General features: G+C 70.5%; 21 protein-coding genes and 7 tRNA genes. 13 read left to right on the top strand and 15 right to left on the bottom strand.

Annotation, left to right across the window (positions count from 1 at the left end; all coding sequences use genetic code 11):
- Positions 1-160 precede the first annotated feature (160 nt).
- The 6 genes from K7854_RS23900 to K7854_RS23925 form a co-directional block, all read right to left on the bottom strand.
- A complete protein-coding gene (locus tag K7854_RS23900) occupies positions 161-715 on the bottom strand; it encodes a hypothetical protein (protein WP_226028616.1) in 555 nt (184 codons plus the stop codon).
- Positions 716-840: 125 nt separating this feature from the next.
- Positions 841-913, bottom strand: a tRNA-Lys gene (locus tag K7854_RS23905).
- Between the two features lie 116 nt (positions 914-1,029).
- Positions 1,030-2,565 carry an amino acid permease gene (locus K7854_RS23910; RefSeq protein ID WP_226028617.1) on the bottom strand — a complete coding sequence of 512 codons (1,536 nt, stop codon included), beginning with the start codon at positions 2,563-2,565 and terminating at the stop codon, positions 1,030-1,032.
- 138 nt (positions 2,566-2,703) lie between these two features.
- Entirely contained in the window at positions 2,704-4,881 is a 2,178-nt protein-coding gene (locus tag K7854_RS23915) for a DEAD/DEAH box helicase (RefSeq protein WP_226028618.1), read from the bottom strand.
- A 273-nt stretch (positions 4,882-5,154) separates the two neighbouring features.
- Complete coding sequence (locus K7854_RS23920; RefSeq protein WP_226028619.1) at positions 5,155-5,730, bottom strand: hypothetical protein; 576 nt, start codon at positions 5,728-5,730, stop codon at positions 5,155-5,157.
- A gap of 186 nt (positions 5,731-5,916) precedes the next feature.
- Complete coding sequence (locus K7854_RS23925) at positions 5,917-6,267, bottom strand: metallopeptidase family protein (RefSeq protein WP_011029427.1); 351 nt, start codon at positions 6,265-6,267, stop codon at positions 5,917-5,919.
- 71 nt (positions 6,268-6,338) lie between these two features.
- On the opposite strand from K7854_RS23925, the gene K7854_RS23930 reads away from it, so the two are divergent.
- The 7 genes from K7854_RS23930 (at position 6,339) to K7854_RS23960 (ending at position 12,970) form a co-directional block, all read left to right on the top strand.
- Positions 6,339-7,982, top strand: a complete 1,644-nt coding sequence (locus tag K7854_RS23930; protein WP_226028620.1) for a metallophosphoesterase family protein — start codon at positions 6,339-6,341, stop codon at positions 7,980-7,982.
- A gap of 80 nt (positions 7,983-8,062) precedes the next feature.
- Positions 8,063-8,135: transfer RNA gene (locus tag K7854_RS23935), tRNA-Glu, on the top strand.
- 34 nt (positions 8,136-8,169) lie between these two features.
- Positions 8,170-8,244: transfer RNA gene (locus tag K7854_RS23940), tRNA-Asp, on the top strand.
- A 24-nt stretch (positions 8,245-8,268) separates the two neighbouring features.
- Positions 8,269-8,342: transfer RNA gene (locus K7854_RS23945), tRNA-Phe, on the top strand.
- Between the two features lie 97 nt (positions 8,343-8,439).
- Positions 8,440-12,399 carry an ATP-dependent RNA helicase HrpA gene (gene hrpA / locus K7854_RS23950; RefSeq protein ID WP_226028621.1) on the top strand — a complete coding sequence of 1,320 codons (3,960 nt, stop codon included), beginning with the start codon at positions 8,440-8,442 and terminating at the stop codon, positions 12,397-12,399.
- 105 nt (positions 12,400-12,504) lie between these two features.
- Positions 12,505-12,579, top strand: a tRNA-Asp gene (locus tag K7854_RS23955).
- A gap of 196 nt (positions 12,580-12,775) precedes the next feature.
- On the top strand, positions 12,776-12,970 hold the full coding sequence (locus tag K7854_RS23960; protein ID WP_226028622.1) for a DUF6274 family protein: 195 nt from the start codon (positions 12,776-12,778) through the stop codon (positions 12,968-12,970).
- Between the two features lie 417 nt (positions 12,971-13,387).
- Here K7854_RS23960 and bldC read toward each other — a convergent pair whose 3' ends face one another.
- Together bldC and K7854_RS23970 are read right to left on the bottom strand one after the other, a co-directional pair.
- Entirely contained in the window at positions 13,388-13,594 is a 207-nt protein-coding gene (bldC, locus tag K7854_RS23965) for a developmental transcriptional regulator BldC (protein WP_003949541.1), read from the bottom strand.
- A 533-nt stretch (positions 13,595-14,127) separates the two neighbouring features.
- On the bottom strand, positions 14,128-14,976 hold the full coding sequence (locus tag K7854_RS23970) for a DUF8083 family protein (RefSeq protein ID WP_226028623.1): 849 nt from the start codon (positions 14,974-14,976) through the stop codon (positions 14,128-14,130).
- Positions 14,977-15,207: 231 nt separating this feature from the next.
- On the opposite strand from K7854_RS23970, the gene K7854_RS23975 reads away from it, so the two are divergent.
- Positions 15,208-16,302, top strand: coding sequence for a Leu/Phe/Val dehydrogenase (locus K7854_RS23975; protein WP_226028624.1), 1,095 nt, complete (start codon positions 15,208-15,210; stop codon positions 16,300-16,302).
- 322 nt (positions 16,303-16,624) lie between these two features.
- Positions 16,625-16,879, top strand: a complete 255-nt coding sequence (locus tag K7854_RS23980) for a DUF3073 domain-containing protein (protein ID WP_052843058.1) — start codon at positions 16,625-16,627, stop codon at positions 16,877-16,879.
- 87 nt (positions 16,880-16,966) lie between these two features.
- On the opposite strand, the gene purM is transcribed toward K7854_RS23980, so the two are convergent.
- From purM to K7854_RS24000, 4 genes are all read right to left on the bottom strand, one after another.
- Entirely contained in the window at positions 16,967-18,034 is a 1,068-nt protein-coding gene (gene purM, locus K7854_RS23985; RefSeq protein WP_226028625.1) for a phosphoribosylformylglycinamidine cyclo-ligase, read from the bottom strand.
- 59 nt (positions 18,035-18,093) lie between these two features.
- Positions 18,094-19,620: an amidophosphoribosyltransferase gene (gene purF / locus K7854_RS23990; protein ID WP_226028626.1), complete on the bottom strand. Its 1,527-nt coding sequence runs from the start codon at positions 19,618-19,620 to the stop codon at positions 18,094-18,096.
- A 62-nt stretch (positions 19,621-19,682) separates the two neighbouring features.
- Positions 19,683-20,498, bottom strand: a complete 816-nt coding sequence (locus tag K7854_RS23995) for an META domain-containing protein (protein WP_226028627.1) — start codon at positions 20,496-20,498, stop codon at positions 19,683-19,685.
- Between the two features lie 60 nt (positions 20,499-20,558).
- A complete protein-coding gene (locus K7854_RS24000; protein WP_226028628.1) occupies positions 20,559-21,356 on the bottom strand; it encodes a maleylpyruvate isomerase family mycothiol-dependent enzyme in 798 nt (265 codons plus the stop codon).
- A 127-nt stretch (positions 21,357-21,483) separates the two neighbouring features.
- Here K7854_RS24000 and K7854_RS24005 point away from each other — a divergent pair, with 127 nt between their 5' ends.
- Positions 21,484-22,059, top strand: coding sequence for a Uma2 family endonuclease (locus tag K7854_RS24005; RefSeq protein WP_226028629.1), 576 nt, complete (start codon positions 21,484-21,486; stop codon positions 22,057-22,059).
- Positions 22,060-22,118: 59 nt separating this feature from the next.
- On the opposite strand, the gene purL is transcribed toward K7854_RS24005, so the two are convergent.
- Genes purL through purS form a run of 3 tightly spaced genes read right to left on the bottom strand, consistent with a single transcriptional unit; the run spans position 22,119 to position 25,323 of the window.
- Positions 22,119-24,377, bottom strand: a complete 2,259-nt coding sequence (gene purL / locus K7854_RS24010) for a phosphoribosylformylglycinamidine synthase subunit PurL (protein ID WP_226028630.1) — start codon at positions 24,375-24,377, stop codon at positions 22,119-22,121.
- Positions 24,374-25,054 (bottom strand): phosphoribosylformylglycinamidine synthase subunit PurQ, encoded by a 681-nt coding sequence (gene purQ, locus K7854_RS24015; protein WP_226028631.1) that lies wholly within the window; start codon positions 25,052-25,054, stop codon positions 24,374-24,376. The genes purL and purQ overlap by 4 nt, the downstream gene beginning before the upstream one ends.
- Positions 25,051-25,323, bottom strand: coding sequence for a phosphoribosylformylglycinamidine synthase subunit PurS (gene purS / locus K7854_RS24020; RefSeq protein ID WP_031037010.1), 273 nt, complete (start codon positions 25,321-25,323; stop codon positions 25,051-25,053). The genes purQ and purS overlap by 4 nt, the downstream gene beginning before the upstream one ends.
- A gap of 350 nt (positions 25,324-25,673) precedes the next feature.
- Here purS and K7854_RS24025 point away from each other — a divergent pair, with 350 nt between their 5' ends.
- The 3 genes from K7854_RS24025 to K7854_RS24035 all read left to right on the top strand — a co-directional run bounded on the left by K7854_RS24025 (position 25,674) and on the right by K7854_RS24035 (position 26,352).
- Positions 25,674-25,991 carry a histone-like nucleoid-structuring protein Lsr2 gene (locus K7854_RS24025; RefSeq protein WP_226028632.1) on the top strand — a complete coding sequence of 106 codons (318 nt, stop codon included), beginning with the start codon at positions 25,674-25,676 and terminating at the stop codon, positions 25,989-25,991.
- A 136-nt stretch (positions 25,992-26,127) separates the two neighbouring features.
- Positions 26,128-26,199 (top strand) — tRNA-Gly (locus K7854_RS24030).
- A gap of 80 nt (positions 26,200-26,279) precedes the next feature.
- Positions 26,280-26,352: transfer RNA gene (locus K7854_RS24035), tRNA-Gly, on the top strand.
- The last annotated feature ends 56 nt before the right edge of the window (positions 26,353-26,408 follow it).

Genomic DNA, 26,408 nt, shown 5'->3' on the forward strand with positions numbered 1-26,408 from the left:
GGCCCGACGGTCCCTGGGCCCCGCGTCCAGGTCCCGCGGTCCGCCGAGAGGGCCCGCCTTCCCGATGCCCGCTCTCCCCGCTGATCGAGGTCGCGAATCCTCCCCCTACGACGATCCGGACGACGCGACCGCCTTCGGGACCGCAACGTGCTGTACCGGATCAGCGCTGATCGAACCCAGGTCCACCGTTGCCGAGAAGACGCTGGGCTCCCGTGACGAACCGTGAGCGCGACTGCCGGAACTCGGCGTTCTCGCGGTTGAGCCGCTCGTCCATCTCCTCGAAGGTGAGGGCCCGGTCGAACGCGGTCTCGAAGCGGCGCATGTTCACGTCGTAGATCCCTTTCGCGAGGTCGGCCATGTCCTCCGGGCCGGCCACCCGCACGTTCCAGATCGCGCGGCGCAGCATCCTCATGGCCGCCAGGCTCTCCTCGCGCATCCGCTCCCACCCGCTCGCCGCGCCCGGCGGTCCCGCGGTCTCACGCCGGGCGGCCACGATGTCGTCGAGGGAAGCGATGAACCGCTCGGAGGCGTCCATGACCTCCGCGTAGGAGGCGCGGCGGTCGGTGCGGAGTTGGCCGCGCTGCTCGGCTCTCTCCTGAGCGGCGATCTGCTCCAGGGTGGCTCTGCGCTGCATCCAGGCGCCCATGAAGGCTCCGCCCAGGGCACCGGCGACGCCTATGAGTGCCGCCAGCACGGCGGCCGTGTTCTCGTTCACGGGCACCCTGTCTAGAACAGATCATCTTCCCGCTCAAGGGAGAGGAAGGGGAGGGGGAAGGAGGGGGGTGCGCCGGAAAGGACAGGACCCCAGCTCGTACCTGTGGTGAGCTGGGGTCCGGCGGGTAGGCCCTGTGGGACTCGAACCCACAACCAATGGATTAAAAGTCCACTGCTCTGCCAATTGAGCTAAGGGCCCGGGCGGGGTGCCGCGCGGTGTTGCGTGATGTTGCCACACCGAGCATAGCCCGACACGGCCGGGACGCCGATCGGGTATCGGGGTCACGGCCGCGTCGGAGGGCGCGGGGCCCCGGGCTACGGGTCCACCGGCTCGGGAGCGTGGGCCTGGGCGGCGGCGCGGGCGCGGGTGCGTTCGTGTTCGGGGTTGAGGAACCAGTGCCGGGCCGAGGCCAGCCACCAGGTCGCGGCGAAGCCCAGGACGACCAGGACGGCGACCGGCGCGTAGTTGAAGGTCTCCCAGGTGACCGGGGAGACCTGCGGCAGCATGAACAGGACCGTGATGACGCCGACCCACGTCACCGCGACCACGCCCACCGGCTGCGACCAGCGGCCCAGGTGCCAGGGCCCGCGTTCGAAGGCGGCGCCCCTGCGGACGCGCAGCAGGGTCGGGATGACGTAGGCGATGTAGAGGCCGATGACCGCGATCGACGTCACGGCGGCGTATGCCGTCACGTTGATGAGGTAGGGCAGGCCCAGGACCAGCGCGGCCAGGGCGGCCAGCCAGACCGCGGCGACGGGCGTGCGGGTGCGCGGGTTCACCGAGTGCCAGACGTGGGACCAGGGCAGCGCGCCGTCCCGCGAGAAGGCGTAGATCATGCGGCTGTTGGCCGTCACCGACGCCATGCCGCAGAAGAGCTGGGCGCCGATCACCACGAGGAGCAGCAGCTTGCCCGCCGTCGCGCCGAGGGCGTCGAGGAGGATCTGCGCGGGCGGCGCGCCGGTCGGGGACGTCAGGGCGCCGTCGTAGGACTGGATGGCGAAGGTGAAGCCGAGGAGGAGGACGAAGCCCGCGATCCAGGAGGTCCAGATGGAGCGGACGATGCCCTTCGGCCCGGCCGTGGACGCGTCGTGGGTCTCCTCGGTCATGTGGGCGGAGGCGTCGTAGCCGGTGAAGGTGTACTGGGCCATCAGGAGGCCGATCAGGACGACGTACGCCCCGCTGCTCCAGCCGGTGTTGTTCACGAACTCGCCGAAGACGAAGGACGCCGACTGGTGCTGGTCGGGCGCGAAGGTCAGCGCGCCGACGATGACCGCGACGCCGACGACGTGCCACCACACGCTCACGCTGTTCAGCAGGCCGACGATGCGGACGCCGAAGGTGTTGAGGAGACCGTGGAGGATCAGGATCGCGGCGAAGAGGAGGATCGTGCGGCCCGGGGTCACCTCGAAGTCGAACTGCAGGTTCAGGTACGCGCCCAGGAAGGACGCGGCGCCGAAGTCGATGCCGGCGGTGACCGCGACCTGGCCCAGCACGTTGAACCAGCCCGTGAACCAGGCCCAGGCCGCCGCCGTGCGCGGGGGCGCCAGGCGGTGTGCCCAGAAGTACAGGCCCGCCGAGGTCGGGTACGCCGAGCAGATCTCGGCCATCGCCAGGCCGACGAAGAGCGTCATCAGGCCGACGGCGACCCAGCCCCAGGTGATGACGGCGGGGCCGCCCGTGTTCATGCCGAAGAGGTAGAGGGTCAGGCAGCCCGACAGGACCGAGATGATCGTGAAGGAGACCGCGTAGTTGGAGAACGCCGACATGCGGCGGGCCAGAACCTGGGTGTAGCCGAGCTGGGCCAGCCGTTCCTCGTCCGACAGCCCACTTGCCTTGGCGTCATCTGTCATGCTCCCAGCAATTCCCGCGCGGCGAGCGTGACATGCGTCACGCCGTGGACTTCGTGGCCGAAACCGGACCGCAACGCGAAGCGCCGTGGCCTCCGCCCGGTGGGGCGGAGGCCACGGCGCGTCTCAGGTGTTCAGGCGTCAGCCGTTGCGCTTCCAGCGCGGCTTGTCGTCACGGCGGCCGAAGGACGAACCCCGGTGGTCACCGCGGTGGTCGTCGCGGCGGCCGTACGGGCGGTCGTGACCGCCGGAGCGGAAGCCGGGGCGGTCGCCCTGGCGGTCGCGGTTGAACGGACGGTCGCTGCCACGGTGGCCGCCGCGGTCGTCACGGCGCTCGAAGGAACGGCCACCACGGTCGTCCCGGCGGAAGCCACCGCGGTCACCGCGGTCGTCACGGCGGTCGAACGAGCGGCCACCACGGTCGCCCCGGTCGTCGCGACGGTCGAACGAGCGGCCACCACGGTCGTCACGCCGGTCGTCCCGACGGAAACCACCACGGTCACCCCGGTCGTCCCGACGGTCGTCACGGCGCTCGAAGGAACGGCCACCACGGTCGTCCCGGCGGAAGCCACCGCGGTCACCGCGGTCGTCACGGCGGTCGAACGAGCGGCCACCACGGTCGCCCCGGTCGTCGCGACGGTCGAAGGAACGGCCACCACGGTCGTCACGCCGGTCGTCCCGACGGAAACCACCACGGTCACCCCGGTCGTCCCGACGGTCGTCACGGCGGTGGTCACGGCGCTCGTACGGGCGCTCGCGGTCGTTGCCGCTGCCGCCGCGCTCCGTCTTCTCCACGTCCCGGGCGCCGGGCTGCTCGGGCAGCGAGACCTCGGCCTCGGTCGCGGCGGCCACCTCGGCCAGCACCGTCTCCGGGTCCTCGCCGCGCTCCCGCGCGACCCTGGCGACCAGGCGGTCCGCCTCCTCGCGCAGCTCGGTGGCGCGGCGCTGGGCCCGCTCCAGCTCCTTGGTGAGCTGGGTGACCTCGCGCTCGGCCTGCTGCGCCGCGTTGCCCGCGGACTCGGCCTGCACCTCGGTCATCGACCGGGCGCCGGTGATCTCGGCGACCTCGGGGTCGAAGGCGGCGCCGCCCTGGATGATGTGGCGCGTGGCGTCGACGCCCGCGTCCTCCATCAGCCGGAAGATCTGGCGGCGCTGGTGCGGCAGGGAGAGCGAGACGACGGTGCCGGTGCGGCCCGCGCGCGCCGTACGGCCGGCGCGGTGCAGGTAGTCCTTGTGGTCGCCGGCCGGGTCCACGTTCAGGACCAGGTCGATGCCGTCGACGTGGATGCCGCGCGCGGCGACGTCGGTGGCGACCAGGACGTTGACGTAGCCGTCCTTGAAGTCGGCCAGCGTGCGGGTGCGCGCGCCCTGGGTCATGCCGCCGTGCAGCGCGTCCGCCTTGGCACCGGCGTCGCGCAGCTGCTCGGCGACGCGGTCGGCGCCCAGCTGGGTGCGGACGAAGATGATGGTGCGGCCCTTGCGGGAGGCGATGGCGGCGGTGACCGGCGCCTTGTCCTTGGGCTTCACGACCAGGATGTGGTGCGACATGGTCGTCACCGCGCCCTGGGCGGCGTCGACCTCGTGGCTGACCGGGTCCTTCAGGTACCGGTCGACGAGGGTCTTGATCTCGTTCTCCATGGTGGCGGAGAACAGCATCCGCTGACCGCCGGCCGGGACCTGGTCGAGCAGCTCGGTGACCTCGGGCAGGAAGCCCAGGTCGGACATCTGGTCGGCCTCGTCGAGGACCGCGATCTCCACGTTCTCCAGGGAGCAGGCGCCGCGGTTGATGATGTCGCGCAGCCGGCCCGGGGTGGCGACCAGGATGTCGACGCCCTTCTCCAGGGCGTAGATCTGGTTGCCCATCGAGGTGCCGCCGCAGACGACCTTCATCCGCAGGCCCACGACGTCGCCGTACGGCTGGAGCGCGTCGGCGACCTGCATGGCCAGCTCGCGGGTCGGGGTGAGGATGACGGCGCGGGGCTTGTGCTTCTCGGTGCGGCCGCCGGCCAGGGTGGCCAGGGTCGGCAGACCGAAGGAGAGGGTCTTGCCGGAACCGGTGCGGCCCCGGCCGAGGATGTCCTTGCCCGCCAGCGCGTCCGGGATGGTCGCGGCCTGGATCGGGAAGGGGGTGGTCACGCCGTTCTGCGCGAGCTTGCGCACGACGCCCTCGGGCAGACCGAGGTCGGCGAACGTCGGCTCGGCAGCCTCGGGGGTCTCCGTGGCCGCGGCGGCGGCAGCGGCCTCGACGGCCTCCGGCGCGCTCTCGACGCCCTCGGCGTTCTCGGGCACGACGACGTGATCAGTACTGGTCATGGACATGCGAATGCGAAACCTTCCGGAGTCTCTCGTCGGCACGCGCCCGTCAACTCCGTGAATCGCGATTCGCAATACGACCGCCTCGATGCGGTCCACCACGGCAAGGGGAGAGTACGCGCCACACGGCGCGCTCTGCGGTGGCGCCGGGCAAATGGGATCAAACGATCTACCACCATACGCACCCCCCACCCCCGAAGGCAAACCGACCGCACCCGCCCAGGTCAGCGACCCGCCGTCGCCGTACCGACGGGACCCTGCGCACGCCGGCCCGCCGTCCTACGCCGGTGTCCCGGCCGCCGGAGCCGGCTCCCGCTGTGCGAGCTGGGTCCCGGGGGGCTCGTGCGCCGACGAGGACGGCTCGGCCACCGTCGGGTCCGGCGTCGGGGAGGCGGGCGGCTCCTCGGACCGCGTCGGCTCCGGATCGGCCGTCCGGGTGGGCTCGGCCGGGGGCGTCCGGGTCGGCTCGGGGCCGTGGTTGCCGCCCTTCGGCGGCGGGGCCCCGGTCGGGCGCGCGGCCGGGGGCTCCGAGCCGGACCCGGCCCTGCCCTCCTTGCCGCCCTCGCCGTCCTCCCCCTTGCCGTCGCCCTTGGCCCCGTCCCCGTCCTTGCCCTTGTCCTTGCCCCCGGCCTTCTTCCCCTTGCCGTGCCCCTCGTCGGCCGCCGCCGCGCCGTACCCGGCGTTCCCTCCGGAGACCGCGGGGCCGCCGTCCGGCACCGCGCCGCCCCGCTCCCCGGCGGAGTGCGAGGGCCCGGCGCCCCCGCCGGACTCGTCGCCGACGCTCATACAGCCGGCGGCAGCGGCGACGGCCAGGGCGGTGGCGGCCAGACGGACGGGTACGTACAAGGGGCGCACGGGCGGCCACCTCCGGGGGTCAAGGATTCGACGTGCCCAACTCCCGTCACCCACAAGAGGACACGCGCCCGGCGAGGCGGACTTGACCCGAGCGCGTCACCCGTACCCGCGGCCCGCCCCCGCGCGGAGCGCACGTCACCCGCGCCCAGAGCCCGCCCAGGGCCCGTCACCCGCGCGGAGCGCCCGTCACCCGTACCCGAGGGAGTGCAGCCGTGCGTCGTCGATCCCGAAGTGGTGCGCGATCTCGTGAACGACCGTCACCTCGGTCTCGGCCACGACGTCTTCCCGGGTCGCGCAGAACCGCAGCGTCGGCCCCCGGTAGATGGTGATCCGGTCCGGCAGCACGCCCGCGTACCACTCCCCGCGCTCCGTCAGCGGCGTCCCCTCGTACAGCCCGAGCAGCTCGGGATCGTCCGCCGGCGGTTCGTCCTCGACGAACACCGCGACGTTGTCCATCAGCCGCGTCAGCTCCGGCGGGATCCGGTCCAGGGCCTCGGCGACCAGTTCCTCGAACTCCTCGCGCGTCATCTCCAGCACAGGCCCATTGTCGGGTACGACCGTGGAGTACGACCCGCATATCCGCCCCGGGCCACGGGCATACGGGACCAATGGCCCGCGTCCCCGCCGCAGCCCTGCACGTCCTGGCCGAGGTGATGAACCCCATCCGCAATGCGCCGCGCATCCTCACCCGCCGCTGCCGCGACCGGCTCGCCCGCCGGGACCGGCCCCCGTCCGCCGTCCCCGAGCTGGCCGCCCGCCCCCGCCCCTGGTCCCGCGCCGCCGGTCTCGTCGCCGTCGTCCTGCTCGGCGCCTGGCTGGGGCTGCTGGTCGTCGGCAACGTCCGGGTCCCGGTCGGGCCCATGGACACCACGATGACCCTGCGCCCCTCACTGGCCGGCGGCACGAAGATCAACGTCTCGCCGCTGGGCGCCCTCCAGCTCGACAGCCACGTCGCCCCGGTCCGCCTCGACGTCAACGTCGACCAGCTGGACCCCGCCCGCGCCCAGGCCCTCGTCGACCACCCCGAACGCCTCTCCGGCCTCCAGGACGAGGTCGCCCAGGACGTCGAGCACGGCACGCTCGACCTCGCCGTCCGCTCCTGCGTGGCCGTGGTCACCGGCGCCACCGCGCTCGGTCTCGCCGTCTACCGCCGCCCCCGGCGCGCCCTGGCCGCCGGGGGCCTCGCGCTCACCCTCCTGGTCGCCTCCGGCGGCACCGCCTACGCGACCTGGAACCCCGACTCCGTCCTGGAGCCGAAGTTCTCCGGCCTGCTCTCCTCCGCGCCCTCCCTGGTCGGCAACGCGCGCAGCATCGTCACCGAGTTCGACGTCTACCAGAAGGAGCTGGCCCGCCTGGTCACCAACGTGACCAAGCTCTACGACGTCACCTCGACGCTCCCCGCCTACCAGCCCGACCCGACCACGATCCGCGTCCTGCACGTGTCGGACATCCACCTGAACCCGGCGAGCTGGAAGATCATCGGCTCCCTGGTGCGGCAGTACAAGGTGAACGTGATCGTCGACTCCGGCGACACCATGGATCACGGCACGGCCGCGGAGAACGGCTTCCTCGACCCCGTCGAGGACCTCGGCGCCCCCTACGTGTGGGTCCGCGGCAACCACGACTCCCGCGGCACCCAGGAGTACCTGAAGCGGCTGAAGAACGCGCACGTCCTGGACGACGGCCACGCCCGGACCGTCGCGGGCCTGCGCTTCGCCGGCATGGGCGACCCGCAGTACACCCCCGACCGCTCCGAGGCGGACGGCGCCGAGGCCTCCCAGGAGATGGCCGGTGCCCGCCTCGCCTCCGCCCTGCGCGACCAGAGCGCGGCCGGCACCCCCGTGGACGTCGCCGTCATCCACGAGCCGTCGGCCGCCCGCGAGGTCGACGGCGACGTACCGCTGGTGCTCTCCGGGCACCTCCACCACCAGGACATGGAGGTCATGAAGTACGGCACCCGGCTGCGCGTGGAGGGCTCCACCGGCGGCAGCGGGCTGCGCGCGGTCGAGGGCAAGTACCCCGACCCCATCCAGGCGTCCATCCTGTACTTCGACCGGGACACCCGGCGCCTCCAGGCCTGGGACGAGATCGAGCTGGGCGGCCTGGGCCTGACGACGGCCGAGGTCAGCCGTCATCTGCCGAAGGAGAACCAGCCCGGCGCCACCCCGTCCCCCTCCCCGACCGGCCCCTCCCCCTCCGGCAGCGGGCCGTCCCGCACCGCCCCGGGCAGCCCCGCCCCCAGCCCTCCGTAAACCGTTTTGGCGATACCTCCCGCCATCCCATATGCTTCTCACGTCCCCGACGCGCTGAGAAGCGCCCAGGCGGGCCGATAGCCCTCATCGTCTAGCGGCCTAGGACGCCGCCCTTTCAAGGCGGTAGCACGGGTTCGAATCCCGTTGGGGGCACGCAGTACATGTGCGACACTGTCGTACGAAGCTTGGTCCTGTGGAGCAGTTTGGAGTGCTCGCCACCCTGTCAAGGTGGAGGCCGCGGGTTCAAATCCCGTCAGGACCGCTGAGGTTTCACGTGAAACCTCGCGGCTGGGTAGCTCAGTTGGTACGAGCGATCGCCTGAAAAGCGATAGGTCGCCGGTTCGACCCCGGCCCCAGCCACATACAACCCCCGTCGAGATCATCGACGGGGGTTCTGTGTTGCCCGGACGGAAATCGTTCGCCAGGTTTTTCCCGAGGATGAGATCCTGGAACCCGTATGTCTACGCATCCCGCCCCCGCCCTCGGCACCCTCGCCCCCCGGCTGACCGAGCTGTCCCTGCGCGACGCGCACCGGCTCGGCCGCAGGCTGGAGGGTGCGCGGAAGATCCGTAAGCCGGAGGCCCGCGCCGCCGTCCTCGCCGAGATCGAGACGGAGGTGGCCAGGGCCGAGCAGCGCATCGGCGAACGCCGGGCGCGCGTGCCGGCCGTCACCTACCCCGAGCAGCTCCCGGTCAGCCAGAAGAAGGACGAGATCGCGGCGGCCATCCGTGATCACCAGGTCGTGATCGTCGCCGGTGAGACCGGGTCCGGCAAGACCACGCAGATCCCGAAGATCTGTGTGGAGCTGGGCCGTGGCGTCCGCGGCATGATCGGGCACACCCAGCCCCGCCGGATCGCCGCGCGCACCGTCGCCGAACGGGTCGCGGAGGAGCTGGACACCCCGCTCGGGGAGACCGTCGGCTGGAAGGTGCGCTTCACCGACCAGGTGAATGCGCAGTCCACCTTCATCAAGCTGATGACGGACGGCATCCTGCTCGCCGAGATCCAGACCGACCGCGAGCTGCGCGCCTACGACACGATCATCATCGACGAGGCCCACGAGCGGTCCCTCAACATCGACTTCCTGCTGGGCTACCTCGCCCAGCTGCTGCCGAAGCGGCCCGACCTCAAGGTCGTCATCACCTCGGCGACCATCGACCCCGAGCGCTTCTCCCGGCACTTCGGCGACGCCCCGATCATCGAGGTCAGCGGGCGGACGTACCCGGTGGAGGTGCGCTACCGGCCGCTCCTGGAGGAGGACGGCGACGACGCCGACCGGGACCAGATCACGGCGATCACCGACGCCGTCGAGGAGCTGATGGGCGAGGGCAAGGGCGACATCCTCGTCTTCCTCTCCGGCGAGCGCGAGATCCGGGACACGGCGGACGCGCTGGAGAAGAAGAAGTACAGATTCACGGAAGTACTGCCGCTGTACGCGCGGCTCTCGCACGCCGAGCAGCACCGGGTCTTCCAGCAGCACACCGGGCGCCGCATCGTGCTCGCGACCAACGTCGCCGAGACCTCCCTCACGGTCCCCGGCATCAAGTACGTCATCGACCCCGGCTTCGCCCGCATCTCCCGCTACAGCCACCGCACCAAGGTCCAGCGGCTGCCCATCGAGCCGATCTCGCAGGCCAGCGCCAACCAGCGCAAGGGCCGCTGCGGCCGTACCTCCGACGGCATCTGCATCCGGCTGTACTCCGAGGACGACTTCAACGCCCGCCCTGAGTTCACGGACGCGGAGATCCTCCGGACGAACCTCGCCTCCGTGATCCTGCAGATGACCGCGGCCGGCCTCGGCGACATCGAGAAGTTCCCCTTCATCGACCCCCCGGACCACCGCAACATCCGCGACGGCGTGCAGCTGCTCCAGGAGCTGGGGGCGCTCGACCCGGCGCAGAAGGACGTGCGCAAGCGGCTCACCGACACCGGCCGCAAGCTCGCCCAGCTGCCCGTCGACCCGCGGCTGGCCCGGATGGTGCTGGAGGCGGACAAGAACGGCTGTGTCCGCGAGGTCATGGTCATAGCCGCGGCGCTGTCCATCCAGGACCCCCGGGAGCGCCCGGCCGAGAAGCAGGCGCAGGCCGACCAGCAGCACGCCCGGTTCAAGGACGAGAGCAGCGACTTCCTCGCCTTCCTCAACCTCTGGCGGTACGTGCGCGAGCAGCAGAAGGAGCGCGGCTCCTCGTCCTTCCGCCGGATGTGCAAGCAGGAGTACCTCAACTTCCTGCGCATCCGCGAGTGGCAGGACATCTACACCCAGCTGCGCACGGTCGCCAGGCAGATGGGCATCCACCTCAACGACGAGGAACACCCCGCACCGGACGACCGCGTGCACCAGTCGCTGCTCGCCGGGCTGCTGTCCCACGTCGGCATGAAGGACGTGAAGGAGGGCGCGAAGAACGAGTACCTGGGCGCCCGCAACGCCAAGTTCGCGATCTTCCCGGGCTCGGCGCTCTTCAAGAAACCCCCGCGGTTCGTGATGTCGGCCGAGCTGGTGGAGACCTCCCGCCTGTGGGCCCGCGTCAACGCCAGGATCGAGCCCGAATGGGTGGAGCCGCTCGCCGGGCACCTCCTCAAGCGCACCTACAGCGAACCGCACTGGGAGAAGGACCAGGCGGCGGTGATGGCGTACGAGAAGGTCACGCTGTACGGCGTGCCGATCGTCGCCCAGCGCAAGGTGAACTACGGGCGGATCGACCCCGAGGTCAGCCGTGAGCTGTTCATCCGCAACGCCCTGGTGGAGGGCGACTGGCGCACGCACCACAAGTTCTTCGCGGACAACCGCAAGCTCCTGACCGAGGTCGAGGAGCTGGAGCACCGGGCGCGGCGCCGCGACATCCTGGTCGACGACGAGACGCTGTACGACTTCTACGACCAGCGGGTGCCCGAACACGTCGTCTCGGGTGCGCACTTCGACTCGTGGTGGAAGCACAAGCGGCACGAGCAGCCCGACTTCCTCGACTTCGAGCGCGAGATGCTCATCAACGAGAAGGCGGGGGCGGTCACCAAGGACGACTACCCGGACTCCTGGCGCCAGGGTCCGCTGAAGTTCCGGGTGACCTACCAGTTCGAGCCGGGCGCGGACGCCGACGGTGTCACCGTGCACGTGCCGCTCCAGGTGCTCAACCAGGTCACGGACGAGGGCTTCGACTGGCAGATCCCGGGCCTGCGCGAGCAGGTCGTCACGGAGCTGATCCGCTCCCTGCCCAAGCCGGTCCGCCGCAACTACGTCCCCGCGCCGAACTACGCCCAGGCGTTCCTGGACCGGGCGGTGCCCCTCCAGGAGCCGCTGACGGTGACCATGGCGCGGGAGCTGAAGCGCATGGTGGGCGTGCCGTTCGACGCCGAGGACTTCGACTGGTCGAAGGTCCCCGACCACCTGAAGATCACCTTCCGGATCGTCGACGAACGCCGGCGCAAGCTGGCCGAGGACAAGGACCTGGAGGCGCTGAAGCTCCGGCTGCGCCCGAAGGCGCGCAAGGCGCTCTCGCAGGCCGCGGCGGCCACCGCGGAGCGCAGCGGCGGCGAGTCGCTGGAGCGCTCCGGGCTGACGGACTGGACGATCGGCACGCTGACCCGGGTCTTCGAGACCCGCCGGGCCGGTCAGCCGGTGAAGGCGTATCCGGCGCTGGTCGACGACGGCCCGAAGGCCGGCACCGTCTCCGTCCGCCTCTTCGACACCGAGGCCGAGCAGGCGCAGGCCATGTGGAAGGGCACGCGGCGGCTGATCCTGCGCAACATCCCGGTCAACCCGGCGAAGTTCGCGTCCGAAAAGCTGACCAACCAGCAGAAGCTGAACCTGTCCGCGAACCCGCACGGCTCGATCCAGGCCCTGTTCGACGACTGCGCCATGGCGGCGGCCGACAAGCTGATCGCCGACTTCGGCGGCCCGGCGTGGGACGAGGAGTCGTACCGCAAGCTCTACGACAAGGTCCGCGCGGAGATCGTCGACACGACCGTCCGCACGGTGGGCCAGGTGCAGCAGGTGCTGGCCGCCTGGCAGGCCTGCGAGCGCCGGCTGAAGGCCGTACGCAGCCCCGCGCTGCTGGCGAACCTCCAGGACGTACGGGCCCAGCTGGACGCGCTGGTGAAGCCGGGCTTCGTCACGGAGGCCGGGATCAGGCGGCTGCCGGACCTGATGCGCTACCTGGTCGCCGCGGACCGCCGGCTGCAGCAGATGCCGACGGGCGTGCAGCGGGACACGTCCCGCATGGAGAAGGTGCACGAGATGCGGGACGAGTACGCGTGGCTGCTCGAGCAGATGCCGCAGGGCCGGCCGGTGCCGCAGCAGGTCCTGGACATCCGCTGGATGATCGAGGAGCTGCGGGTCAGCTATTTCGCCCACGCGCTGGGCACGGCGTACCCGGTCTCCGACAAGCGGATCGTGAAGGCCATCGACGCGCTCGCGCCCTGACGCGGGGCGTGACGGAGCTTGCACGGAGGGTGAGTTCGACCGGCGGCCCACCCTCCTGTACAGTCTCTTCTCGCAGCGCAACGCAGAACAAGCGCCGCGAAACCTGGTCCTGTGGAGCAGTTTGGAGTGCTCGCCACCCTGTCAAGGTGGAGGCCGCGGGTTCAAATCCCGTCAGGACCGCAGCGAGAGCCCCGCACCGAGCAATCGGCGCGGGGCTCCTTCTTGTGCGCGGCCGCTCCGGAAGACCTCCCGTCCTCGCGGCCACCCGAAAGCCCTCAGCGGCTCTCTGCCGCCCTCTCGCGGCCTTGACGGCGTCACTTTCGCTCGGTACTCCAAAGACAGGGCACATCCCCCGCGTGACCCCTGGAGGTGGCGTATGGCGACATCGGTCAGGCACGAGACGCGGGCCCTGCTCCGCGCGCACCTGTCGGCCGCGTCGTCGTACCGGCATGTGACGCGCCACTGCCCGATCTGCCACCGGCTCCTGAGGCTGGCGCTGGACGCGCCGGCCCCACAGTCTCCGACAGGTCGTCAAGAGGGCGTCGAGGACGGGAGCGCGCCCACGCCCTGACCCCGCGGGCCCCAACACCCTTGCTCCGCAGACCTCCTGGAGGCCACGCCTCCATTAGCGCACCGGCGCCCGGCCCAACAACCACCGCGAGGTGTGACGGGTGTCACCGCATGAGTTTTTGAAACGGCGGCACTTACACCTCTCCTACAACTGATCAATTTAATATGTGCAATTGCACCACCTTCGACGGTGCTCGCACAGCGGATCCGACACCGCTCCCCAGACTCCGACAAGCCCGCTCACAGGACCGGTCAGGACGCACGGGCCCGGACACAAAAAGAATCGCGCTGGACCCGGCGGAGTCCAGCGCGATCAACGACGCACCTCTGTTGGGGCAGGGACGGCGTCGCTTGGAGCTGTGGTCCAGGCGCCCCGACAGGTTGGGGGACCTGCCGTTCTGCCCGGTTATTCAGTTGTTCAGGCCTCGCTGCGCTGCTGCGGAATGCCCGCGAGCAGAGCGCGGACCTCGGCCTCGCGGTAGCGGCGATGCCCGCCGAGCGTGCGGATCGACGTGAGCTTGCCGGCCTTCGCCCAGCGCGTGACCGTCTTCGGGTCGACGCGGAACATGGTGGCGACCTCAGCCGGGGTCAGCAGCGGCTCGGCATCAGGGGTGCGAGCGGTCATGAGCGGCCTCCTCGGGAGAACCGAACCTTCTCGGTTCATTCCTCTAAATTCTGCACCTTGACCCGCGTTGCCCGAAATGGCGGACGCGAGTCGAGTCGGTTATAGGACGAACGGCTTGTCCTCGGCACTACAACTACACCATCTGTCCAGCCGCGTCGGCCAAACCGATGGAATTGCCCTCCCAGGTGTTCATCAGCGACGGAAGCCGATGGACCATGCCATAGCGGACAGTCACGCCTCTGTGACGATCAGTCACAGAGGCGATCAGGAGTCACCAGACCCCCCAAAGCGTGCAATGCTGAGATTCCACCCACAGTGCATCACAGCAGGACGGAAGGAGCCCTCCCCGGGCTCCTTGTCCTATTTTGGCATGAGGAGGGGGAAGGGGCGCAAGAGTGATGTACGTGCGGTCCGTCACGCTTGACGCATACGCCCGGATCGGGACCTACGTCCCTTGTCGGCAAGGGATCAGCCCATCCCGAACAGGTGTCGGAGCGGAAGACGAAACCCCACATCGGGCGGTACGTCAAACGTCAGTTCGCGGAGCGCCGGTCCCGGACCGCCCGCCAGCGCTCCACCAGCCGCCCGTACGCCGCCCCGGCGGTGACCCCGTCGCCGTGGCGCAGCGCCTCGATCCCCTCGGCCACGTCCGCCGCGGAGTGGTCCGCCTCCAACTCACCGGCCGGCAGGGCGTGCACCAGTCCGCCGTAGTCCAACTCGACCAGGGAACGCGGGTGGAACTCCTCCAGCCAGCGCCCCACGTCCACCAGGCCGTCGATGAGCGGTCCCTCGTCCACCGCCTCCCGCAGGGCCCGCAGCCCCCGGGCCACCCGCCGGCGGGCCTGCACCATCGGTGTCCGGTAGCGCAGCACCGGTGCGGCCGCCCGCCCGCCGTCGCCGCCGTCGTACTCCCGCTCCGCGTCGGAGACCAGCACGAACCAGTTGATCGGCACCTGCCAGGTGGCCGTGCGGATCCAGGGGCGGGCGTCCGGGTTCCGCTCCAGCCAGCGCTCGTAGTCCTGCGCGCTCTGGCGGCGCACGACCGGGGGGATCAGCGCGTCCAGGACCGGCTCCGGGAAGTCCTCGGCCAGCTCGCCCAGCGCCTGCCAGCCGCGCAGCCGGGTCCGCCAGGGGCAGACGCAGACCACACCGTCCACCTCGGTCACGAAGGCGTCCGCGCTCTCGTGCACCGGCACCGCGACGGGCGGGGTGGGCAGCAGGTCGGCCAGGGAGCGGCGCAGCTCGTCCTGGTAGGAGGGCCGGTCGGGGCGGCGGGCGTAGCGGGTCCAGTGGGCGCGTTCCTCTTCGGGGAAGGCCGCCAGCGGCTCGTACACGCGCAGGTACGCCGCGTACGGGACGATCACCGAGGACACCTTGGGCACGCCTGCTCCCTCCCCCGCGCACCGAAGCGAAAACCTGCGGAAACTCGTGGAAACGGATCACAAACGCGCGAGAATCTCTGCAAATCGTCGCACGCCCGTACTCCGTGCGGAGGTGATCCTGAGCACTGTGCGGCGGGCCGGCACCCCCAGGCTCTAATCTCGTGCCACAGTCCCCCGCCACCTTCACGGGGGGCTGCCGCCCATCGCCGCACCTACACAGGAGTCACCACCGTGACCGACGTAAACGGCGCACCTGCTGATGTACTGCACACCCTGTTCCACTCGGACCAGGGGGGTCATGAGCAAGTCGTGCTCTGCCAGGACCGTGCCAGCGGTCTCAAGGCCGTCATCGCCCTCCACTCCACCGCCCTGGGCCCCGCCCTCGGCGGCACCCGGTTCTACCCGTACGCGAACGAGGCGGAGGCCGTCGCCGACGCGCTGAACCTCGCGCGCGGGATGTCGTACAAGAACGCCATGGCCGGTCTCGACCACGGCGGCGGCAAGGCCGTGATCATCGGTGATCCGGAGCAGATCAAGAGCGAGGAACTGCTCCTCGCCTACGGCCGGTTCGTCGCCTCGCTCGGCGGCCGCTACGTCACCGCGTGCGACGTCGGCACCTACGTCGCCGACATGGACGTGGTGGCCCGCGAGTGCCGCTGGACCACCGGGCGCTCCCCGGAGAACGGCGGCGCGGGCGACTCCTCCGTACTCACCTCCTTCGGCGTCTACCAGGGCATGCGGGCCGCCGCCCAGCACCTGTGGGGCGACCCGACGCTGCGCGACCGCACCGTCGGCATCGCGGGCGTCGGCAAGGTCGGCCACCACCTGGTCGAGCACCTGCTCGCCGAGGGTGCCCACGTGGTCGTCACGGACGTGCGCAAGGACGTGGTGCGGACCATCACCGAGCGGCACCCGTCGGTGGTGGCCGTCGCCGACACCGACGCGCTGATCCGGGTGGAGAACCTGGACATCTACGCGCCCTGCGCGCTCGGCGGCGCGCTGAACGACGACACCGTGCCGGTGCTGACCGCCAAGGTGGTGTGCGGCGCGGCCAACAACCAGCTCGCCCACCCGGGCGTCGAGAAGGACCTCGCCGACCGCGGGATCCTCTACGCGCCGGACTACGTGGTGAACGCCGGCGGTGTCATCCAGGTCGCCGACGAGCTGCACGGCTTCGACTTCGACCGGTGCAAGGCGAAGGCGTCGAAGATCTACGACACCACGCTGGCCATATTCGCACGTGCGAAGGAGGACGGTATTCCGCCGGCCGCCGCGGCCGACCGGATCGCCGAGCAGCGGATGGCGGAGGCCCGCTCCCGGCGGTGATCCGGGGGTCGTCAAACGGCGGGCCGGCAGGGCCGTCGCGGGTTTGACGGGTACCCGTCGGGGTGGCAGTTGGAGAGAACTCTCACTTATCCCGGCGGGTCGACCGTCGAAAGGTGGTTAAAATCGCCCTTGACCAGCGAGGACGGGGCGCCTCGGCGGTCCTGTGCAGGGCCACGTGCTGCGGGCGACGTACCGTATGGGCGTGGGCTCAGGTACCGTGGAAGCCCTACGGACCGGTCTCTTCACGGAGAGCCCGTTCCGGACCATGAACGCGTGTCAAGACTCTGGGGCCGTCGAGCCCCGTCGTTGAGGGGGTCGAGCCATGGGGCGCGGCCGGGCCAAGGCCAAGCAGACGAAGGTCGCCCGCCAGCTGAAGTACAACAGCGGTGGGACTGATCTCTCCCGCCTGGCCGAGGAGCTGGGCGCATCGCCGTCGAATGCACAACCGCCGAACGGCGGGCCATTCGAGGACGATGAGCAGGACGACGACGTGTACGCAAAGTACGCCGACCTCTATGAGGACGACGACGAGGACGAGGACGGCCAGTCCCCTTCCCAACAGCGACGCGGCGCTTGACCTTGCACTGAACACCTTCCCGGTCGGTGACCTCTGTCACCGACCGGGTTCTGTGCTACCCGCGTCATCCGCCGCACCCGCGGTGCCTCAGGCGGCGTAGTCCCCGACGAGCTCGGCGCCCGTCGTGTGCTCGCCCCGGTCGGTGATCTCGCCGGCCACCCAGGCGTCCACACCGCGGTCGGCGAGGGCCGTCAGGGCCACGTCCGTCGACTCCTCGGGCACGACCGCGATCATGCCCACGCCCATGTTCAGGGTCTTCTCCAGCTCCAGGCGCTCCACCTTGCCGGTCCGGCCGACGAGGTCGAAGACCGCGCCCGGGGTCCAGGTGGACCGGTCGACCACGGCGTGCAGGCCGTCGGGGATCACCCGGGCCAGGTTGGCCGCGAGCCCGCCGCCGGTGACGTGGCTGAAGGCGTGCACCTCGGCGGTGCGCAGGAGGGCCAGGCAGTCCAGGGAGTAGATCTTGGTCGGCTCCAGCAGCTCCTCGCCGAGGGTGCGGCCGAGCCCGTCCAGGTGCGCGTCCAGGGACAGCCCGCCCTCGTTCAGCAGGACGTGGCGGACCAGCGAGTACCCGTTCGAGTGAAGCCCGGAGGACGCCATGGCGATCACCGCGTCACCCGTACGGATGCGATCCGGGCCGAGCAGCCGGTCGGCCTCCACGACGCCCGTGCCGGCGCCGGCGACGTCGAAGTCGTCCTCGCCCAGCAGGCCGGGGTGTTCGGCCGTCTCGCCGCCCACCAGGGCGCATCCCGCCAGCACACAGCCTTCCGCGATGCCCTTGACGATCGCGGCGACCCGCTCGGGGTGGACCTTGCCGACGCAGATGTAGTCGGTCATGAACAGCGGCTCGGCACCGCACACCACGATGTCGTCCATGACCATGGCGACCAGGTCGTGGCCGATGGTGTCGTAGACGCCCAGCTGCCGGGCGATGTCGACCTTGGTGCCGACGCCGTCGGTGGCGGAGGCGAGCAGCGGGCGCTCGTAGTTCTTGAGGGCGGAGGCGTCGAAGAGGCCGGCGAAGCCGCCGAGGCCGCCGAGGACCTCGGGGCGCCGGGTCTTCTTGACCCATTCCTTCATCAGCTCGACGGCGCGGTCGCCCGCCTCGATGTCGACGCCGGCGGCTGCGTAGCTGGCACCAGTTGTGTCAGGCATGACGATGAGAACCTTCGTGTCGTTCGGCAGAGGGGCCGGGAAGCCAGGGAAACGGGCGGCTACGGGCGACGGATGGCGTCGGCGGCGGCCGTACCGGCGGGCCCGGCGGCCAGCTCGGTCTCCAGGAGCTGCTTGCCGAGCAGCTCGGGGTCGGGGAGCTCCATCGGGTACTCCCCGTCGAAGCAGGCGCGGCACAGGTTCGGCTTGGCGATGGTGGTCGCCTCGATCATGCCGTCGATGGAGATGTACGCCAGGGAGTCGGCGCCCATCGAGGTGCCGATCTCCTCGACGCTCATGCCGTTGGCGATCAGCTCGGCGCGGGTGGCGAAGTCGATGCCGAAGAAGCAGGGCCACTTCACCGGCGGGGACGAGATCCGGATGTGGACCTCGGCGGCACCGGCCTCGCGGAGCATGCGGACCAGGGCCCGCTGGGTGTTGCCACGGACGATGGAGTCGTCCACGACGACCAGCCGCTTGCCCTTGATGACTTCCTTCAGCGGGTTCAGCTTCAGGCGGATGCCGAGCTGGCGAATGGTCTGTGAGGGCTGGATGAAGGTCCGGCCGACATAGGCGTTCTTCACCAGGCCGTTGCCGAAGGGGATGCCGGAGGCCTCGGCGTAGCCGATCGCGGCGGGGGTGCCGGACTCCGGGGTCGCTATGACGAGGTCGGCCTCCGCGGGGGCCTCCTTCGCCAGCCTGCGGCCCATCTCGACGCGCGAGAGGTAGACGTTGCGGCCGGCGATGTCGGTGTCCGGGCGGGCCAGGTACACGTACTCGAAGACACAGCCCTTGGGCTTCGCTTCTGCGAATCGCGAGGTGCGCAGGCCGTTCTCGTCGATGGCGACGAACTCGCCCGGCTCGATCTCGCGGACGAAGCTCGCACCGCAGATGTCCAGGGCGGCGGACTCGGAGGCGACCACCCAGCCGCGCTCCAGACGGCCCAGCACCAGCGGGCGGATGCCCTGCGGGTCGCGGGCCGCGTAGAGGGTGTGCTCGTCCATGAAGACGAGGGAGAAGGCGCCGCGCACCTGGGGCAGCACCCGGCCGGCCGCCTCCTCGACGGTCAGCGGCTTGCCGTCGTCGTCGACCTGGCCCGCGAGCAGGGCCGTGATCAGATCGGTGTCGTTGGTCGCCGCGACCCGGGTGGAGCGGCCGTCCTGCTTGGGCAGGTCGGCGACCATCCCGGCGAGCTGGGCGGTGTTGACCAGGTTGCCGTTGTGCCCGAGCGCGATGGAGCCCTGCGCGGTGGCACGGAACGTCGGCTGGGCGTTCTCCCACACGGAGGCCCCGGTGGTCGAGTAGCGGGCGTGACCGACCGCGATGTGACCCTGGAGCGAACCGAGGGAGGTCTCGTCGAAGACCTGGGACACCAGGCCCATGTCCTTGAAGACGAGGATCTGGGAGCCGTTGCTGACCGCGATTCCCGCGGATTCCTGGCCCCGATGCTGGAGGGCGTACAGCCCGAAGTACGTGAGCTTTGCGACCTCTTCGCCCGGAGCCCAGACACCGAAGACGCCGCAAGCGTCCTGGGGGCCCTTCTCGCCGGGAAGCAGATCGTGATTGAGTCGACCGTCACCACGTGGCACGCCTCCGAGTGTAGGCGAGGTCGACCACTGGTCCGAATTGGGGACAGGGCGTCAGCGGTGGATCACTGCTCGGCGACGGCCCGGACCGTGGCGCCGTCTTCGCTGGTCAGCGTGAGGGTTTCTTGATCGATCCGATAGTCGACCCGGCCGTCGAAGAGGGCGAGGAGCCGCTTCTCGGCGTCCATGAGTGAGCCTTCGCACACCATTCGGGTGGTGGACGGGGCGCCGAGGGTGATACTGCCGTCGCTGACGGTGGCCCCGGCGTTCACACGGTTGCAGGGGAGTCGTCCGGCGACGGTCTTCGCGTCCTGGTCGAAGGTGAGGCGGGCGCGGCCCTTGTCGCCCTTCTGGCCCGGGGCGTCCACGACCCACGCCGTGCCGTACAGGGGTGCGTCCTCGGACCTGCTGAGCCGGACGGTGTCGCCGTCGGCGGTGGTGAGGGTGAGCCGCTCGCCCTCGCTCTTCGTGGTGAGCGAGCCGGTGCTGAGGGCGCGGCCGAGGGACTTCTCGAAGCCGGCGGGGGTCGTGGCGCAGGCCTTCTCGGTGAACATGGCGTCGCTGAGCCGGACCCGCTGGTCCTCGCCTGCGCCCTCGACGTCGGCGCGGGCGCTGAAGCTGTTGCAGCCGGTGCTGCCCGCGGCTTCGCCGCCGTCGTCGATCCGTACGTGTGCCGTGTCCGGCGCGCGGTGGGTGGCGCCGTCGACGGTGACGCTGTCGATGCTCCACCGGACGCCGGTGATGCGCTGTTCGCCGGCCCCCACGGAACCACTGCCGGTGTCGTCGGCCTGCTCGCTGCCGCAGGCCGCGGCGAGCGGGACGAGCGCGGCGACGGCGGCCACGGTCAGGGTCATGCTGCGCTGCTTCGTCTGCCTGTACATGCCGATTCGACGGAGACGGGGAAGGTCCGGTTCCCGTCCGTTCCCCCCACGGCTCCTCCCTCAGCCCAGCAGCGGCAGCAGGGCTGCGAGGTCGGCCCGCTCCCCGCTCGCGCTGACCTTCGCCGCGTCCAGGGCGTCCTTCCAGGTCAGCCGCCCGGTGGCCAGCCGGACCCAGGTCAGCGGGTCGGTCTCGACCACGTTGGGCGGGGTGCCCCGGGTGTGCCGGGGGCCCTCGACGCACTGCACGACCGCGTACGGCGGGATTCGCACCTCCGTCGAGCCGCCGGGCGCCTTCACGGCGAGGGTGTCGGCCAGCAGCCGGGTCGCGGCGGCGAGCGCCTGCCGGTCGCAGGGGATGTCGAGGCCGGGGACGGCGGCGTTCAGGTCGTCGGTGTGCACGACCAGTTCGACGGTCCGGGTGACGACGTAGTCGGCCAGCGGCAGGGCGCCCGCGCCGGTGGGGAGCAGCCTGCCGCCGGGGTGGGTGTCGAGCCGCTCGGTGAAGCGCCGCTCCACCTCGGCGAGGTGGGCGTCGAGGTCGCGGTGCTCGGCGGCGAGCCGCCGGGCCGTCCCGGCGATGGCGTCCGCGTCGGCGCCGATCGCGGACGGCCAGTCCAGCAGCCGCCCGTCCTGCCGCGCCGGTTCCGGCTCCCCCAGCAGCCGGTCCACGGCGGTCAGCGCCATCCCGACGTGCGCGACCAGCTCCCGCACGGTCCAGTCCCCGAGCCGCGTGGGCAGCGCGAGCTGCTCGGGGGTGAGGGTGCGGACGGCCGCCCGTACGTTGCCGAACTGAGCGAGGACGGCGGCACGGGTGCGGGCGGGGTCGTAGGCGCGGGGGCGTTTTCTGGCCGGGGGCATGGGGGGAGCTTATGCGGGGGCCGGGAAGGCGGTCACCCGTACGTGTACACGGCCACGGAGAACGCTCCGGGGCACCGCTGCGCGGCCACACTGGTCTGCGCCAGGAAGGACCCGCGGCAGGAGGGACATGGCCGGACACGCGCCTCAGATGTCGGTCGAGGAGTTCGAGACGATCGCTCACGCCGCACCCAGGACCGTCACGCTTGAGTTCATGGGCGGACAGGTCGGAGTCAAGAAGGGCATGGACGGGGACCGGAGCACCGTCGTGTCCTGGCTGGCCCGGCGGTGCATGCAGAGCCGACCCGAGCTGGATCTCTGCTACGGCCGAGGACTCCGGGTCGACGCGTACCGGCGGAGCAGGGCACGACCGGACGCCGTACTCGCGCCCGAGGCCCATTTCGCCGGGCACGGAGCATGGTCCGACCCGGACGGAGCGCTCATGGTCGTCGAGGTCACCTCGTACGACCCGGACACGGACCGGCTGGCCCGGCACGAGAAACCGGGCGCCTACGGGCAGGCCGGGATTCCCCTGTACTTCCTGATCGACCGGGACTCCCGCACGCTCAAGGTGCACACCCACCCGGACCGGCGGATCGGTGGCTACCGCGACGTCCGCGTCGCGAAGTTCGGCGAGACGGTGACCCTCCCCGACCCGGTCGGCATCGAACTCGACACCGAGATCCTCGAGAACTACGTGCGATAGCGACGACAACGCCGAGGCCCCGTCCAGAAGCGGACGGGGCCTCGGCCGTGTGGGGCCCGCTACGCCAGCAGCCCCGGGATCGTGCCCTCGTGCGCCTCGCGCAGCTCGGTCAGGGACAGCGAGAACTCGCCCTGGACCTCGACCGCGTCGCCGTCGACCACGCCGATGCGGGTGACCGGCAGGCCGCGGGCGCCGCACATGTCGTTGAAGCGGACCTCCTCCGAGCGCGGGACGGCGACGACCGCACGGCCCGCCGACTCCGAGAAGAGGAAGGTGAAGGCGTCCAGCCCGTCCGGTACGACCAGACGCGCGCCCTTGCCGCCCAGCAGCGCCGACTCGACGACCGCCTGGACCAGACCGCCGTCGGACAGGTCGTGCGCGGAGTCGATCATGCCGTCGCGGGAGGCGGAGATCAGGATCTCGCCGAGCAGCCGCTCGCGCTCCAGGTCGACCTTCGGGGGCAGGCCGCCGAGGTGGTCGTGGATCACCTGGGACCAGGCCGAGCCGCCGAACTCCTCGCGGGTGTCGCCGAGGAGGTACAGCAGCTGGCCGTCCTCCTGGAAGGCGACCGGCGTGCGGCGGGCCACGTCGTCGATGACGCCGAGGACCGCGACCACCGGGGTGGGGTGGATGGCGGCCTCGCCGGTCTGGTTGTAGAGCGAGACGTTGCCGCCGGTCACCGGGGTGCCGAGCTGGAGGCAGCCGTCGGCCAGGCCGCGCACGGCCTCCGCGAACTGCCACATCACCGCCGGGTCCTCCGGCGAGCCGAAGTTCAGGCAGTCGGAGACCGCGAGCGGCTTCGCGCCGGTCGTGGCGACGTTGCGGTACGCCTCCGCCAGCGCCAGCTGCGCGCCCGTGTACGGGTCGAGCTTGGCGTACCGGCCGTTGCCGTCGGTGGCGATGGCGACGCCGAGGCCGGACTCCTCGTCCACCCGGATCATGCCCGAGTCCTCGGGCTGGGCGAGCACGGTGTTGCCCTGCACGAAGTGGTCGTACTGCTGGGTGATCCACTGCTTGGACGCCTGGTTGGGCGAGCCGACCAGCTTCAGGACCTGGTCCTTCAGCTCGTCGCCCGTCTGCGGGCGCGGCAGCTTGTTCGCGTCGTCGGCCTGGAGGGCGTCCTGCCAGTCCGGGCGGGCGTACGGGCGCTCGTAGACCGGGCCGTCGTGGGCGACGGTGCGCGGGTCGACGTCGACGATCTTGCCGCCGTGCCAGAAGATCTCCAGGCGGTCGCCGTCCGTGACCTCACCGATCACCGTGGCGATGACGTCCCACTTGTCGCAGATCTCCAGGAAGCGGTCGACCTTCTCCGGCTCGACCACCGCGCACATCCGCTCCTGCGACTCGCTCATGAGGATTTCCTCGGGCGAGAGGGTCGAGTCGCGCAGGGGGACGTCGTCCAGGGTGACGCGCATGCCGCCGGAGCCGTTCGAGGCCAGCTCGCTGGTCGCGCAGGACAGGCCCGCCGCGCCCAGGTCCTGGATGCCGACGACCAGCTTCTCGGCGAACGCCTCCAGGGTGCACTCGATGAGGAGCTTCTCCTGGAAGGGGTCGCCGACCTGGACGGCGGGACGCTTGGACGGCTTGGCGTCGTCGAAGGTCTCGGAGGCGAGGATCGACGCTCCGCCGATGCCGTCGCCGCCGGTCCGGGCCCCGTACAGGATGACCTTGTTGCCCGCGCCGGACGCCTTCGCGAGGTGGATGTCCTCGTGCCGCATCACGCCGATGGCACCGGCGTTGACCAGCGGGTTGCCCTGGTAGCAGGCGTCGAAGACGACCTCGCCGCCGATGTTGGGCAGGCCCAGGCAGTTGCCGTAGCCGCCAATGCCCGCGACGACGCCCGGGAGGACCCGCTTGGTGTCGGGGTGGTCCGCCGCGCCGAAGCGCAGGGGGTCCACGACGGCGACCGGGCGGGCGCCCATCGCGATGATGTCGCGGACGATGCCGCCGACGCCCGTGGCCGCGCCCTGGTAGGGCTCGACGTAGGAGGGGTGGTTGTGCGACTCGACCTTGAAGGTGACCGCGTAGCCCTGGCCGACGTCGACGACACCGGCGTTCTCGCCGATGCCGACGAGCATCGCGTCGGACTCGGGTGCCTTCTCGCCGAACTGGCGCAGATGGACCTTGCTGCTCTTGTACGAGCAGTGCTCGGACCACATCACCGAGTACATGGCCAGCTCCGCGCCGGTGGGGCGGCGGCCGAGGATCTCCACGACCCTCTCGTACTCGTCCTTCTTCAGGCCCAGCTCGGCCCAGGGCAGCTCGACGTCGGGGGTCGCGGTCGCGTGCTCGACCGTGTCCAGAGGCGTCCGGCTCATGCGTTGACCAGCTTCTTGAGGATCGAGGTGAAGAACGGCAGGCCGTCGGTACGGCCCGTACCGATCAGCGACTCGACGGCGTGCTCGGGGTGCGGCATGAGGCCGACGACGTTCCCGGCGGCGTTGGTGATGCCGGCGATGTCGTTGAGCGAGCCGTTCGGGTTGAAGTCCAGGTACCGGAAGGCGACCCGGCCCTCGGCCTCCAGCTCGTCCAGCGTCCGCCGGTCGGCGACGTAGCGGCCGTCCATGTTCTTCAGCGGGATGTGGATCTCCTGGCCGGCGGCGTAGTCGCTGGTCCAGGACGTGTCCGCGTTCTCCACCCGCAGCTTCTGGTCGCGGCAGATGAAGTGCAGGTGGTCGTTGCCCAGCATGCCGCCGGGCAGCAGGTGGGCCTCGGTGAGGATCTGGAAGCCGTTGCAGATGCCCAGCACCGGCAGACCGGCCTTGGCCTGGTCGATGACGGTGTCCATCACCGGCGAGAAGCGCGCGATGGCACCGGCGCGCAGATAATCGCCGTACGAGAAACCGCCGCACAGCACCACGGCGTCGACCTGCTTGAGGTCCTTGTCCTTGTGCCAGAGGGCGACGGGTTCGGCACCGGCGACGCGGATGGCGCGCTGCGTGTCCCGGTCGTCGAGGCTGCCGGGGAAAGTGACGACGCCAATACGAGCGGTCACTTCGCCGCCCCCGCGACTACGTCTTCGGACTCGACCTTGACGGTGAAGTCCTCGATCACGGTGTTGGCGAGGAAGGATTCCGCAAGATCATGGATGCGGGCGAGGGCGGCCTCGTCGACCGGCCCGTCCACTTCCAGTTCGAATCGCTTTCCCTGACGGACGTCCGAGATCCCTTCGAAACCCAGTCGCGGCAGTGCGCGCTGCACCGCCTGGCCCTGGGGGTCGAGGATCTCCGGCTTGAGCATGACGTCGACTACGACGCGTGCCACTGGCACTCCCGGTGTGTGGTGCTGAGCAGGTTCCTTCAGACTACCCGTACAAAATTTCTACGCGCGTAGCCTTGGAGGAAACTACGTGAGCCCAGTCACGATCCGGCATCGGGAGGGGGCGGCCGAGAAAAGCTTCTGGAAAGATCCGGGATCGACCGCCGACACCTATTGCCCAGGGGACACGCGGGCAGATTTAGTCGGTCTTCCCATTGCAATGCCGGGCACTGTACAAATGAAATGTCATTAGCCGATACTTTGCCCAATTACAGGCGAACAGTCGGCATCATCGCGGCGTCCTGGCAGGTTCTGGCACGTCACCGCGGAGATGCCGCACGAAGGGACCGATATTCGTGGCGCAGCGTGTCGTGGTCACTCTCTTTGACGACATCGACGGCTCGGAAGCGGCGGAGACGGTCGCCTTCGGAGTCGACGGCCGTATGTACGAGATCGACCTGAACGAAGCCAATGCCCGGAAACTGCGCAAGGCGCTGGAGCCGTACGTCTCGGCCGGCCGCAAGCGCTCCCGGTCCGGCAAGGCCTACCGGCAGACGGAGGTCGCGCCCGACCCGGCGGCGGTCCGCGCCTGGGCGCAGGCGAACCGGATGGACGTGCCCGCGCGGGGCCGGATCCCGAAGAAGGTGTACGAGGCCTTCGCCGAGGCGCAGTGAGCCGGCACCGGTCAGGAGGGGCCGACGGCCGCTCAGCCGCCCCTCGCGGCAACCGACTTGCGCGGCACCCCGGGTGATCAGCTAAAGTCTGGAGCACGCCGAGGGGCGAGGCCGAAAGGCCCAGCTCACGGAACACGCGGGTGTAGTTCAGTAGTAGAACATCCCCCTTCCAGGGGGAAGGCGCAGTGTGCAATTCCTGTCACCCGCTCTGCATCGCCGTACCGGCCGCTCGATTGGATCAGGTAGGCTGGTGCTCGCACCGATCGGTGAAGGCCGGTCGGAGGCATTGCGGACGTAGCTCAGTTGGTAGAGCGCAACCTTGCCAAGGTTGAGGTCGCGAGTTCGAGCCTCGTCGTCCGCTCGGGAATCAGACCCCGGTCCTCCAGGACCGGGGTCTTTTCGTGCCACCGGCGCCGG

The organism is Streptomyces hyderabadensis (genome assembly GCF_020404845.1).
Taxonomy (GTDB): domain Bacteria; phylum Actinomycetota; class Actinomycetes; order Streptomycetales; family Streptomycetaceae; genus Streptomyces; species Streptomyces hyderabadensis.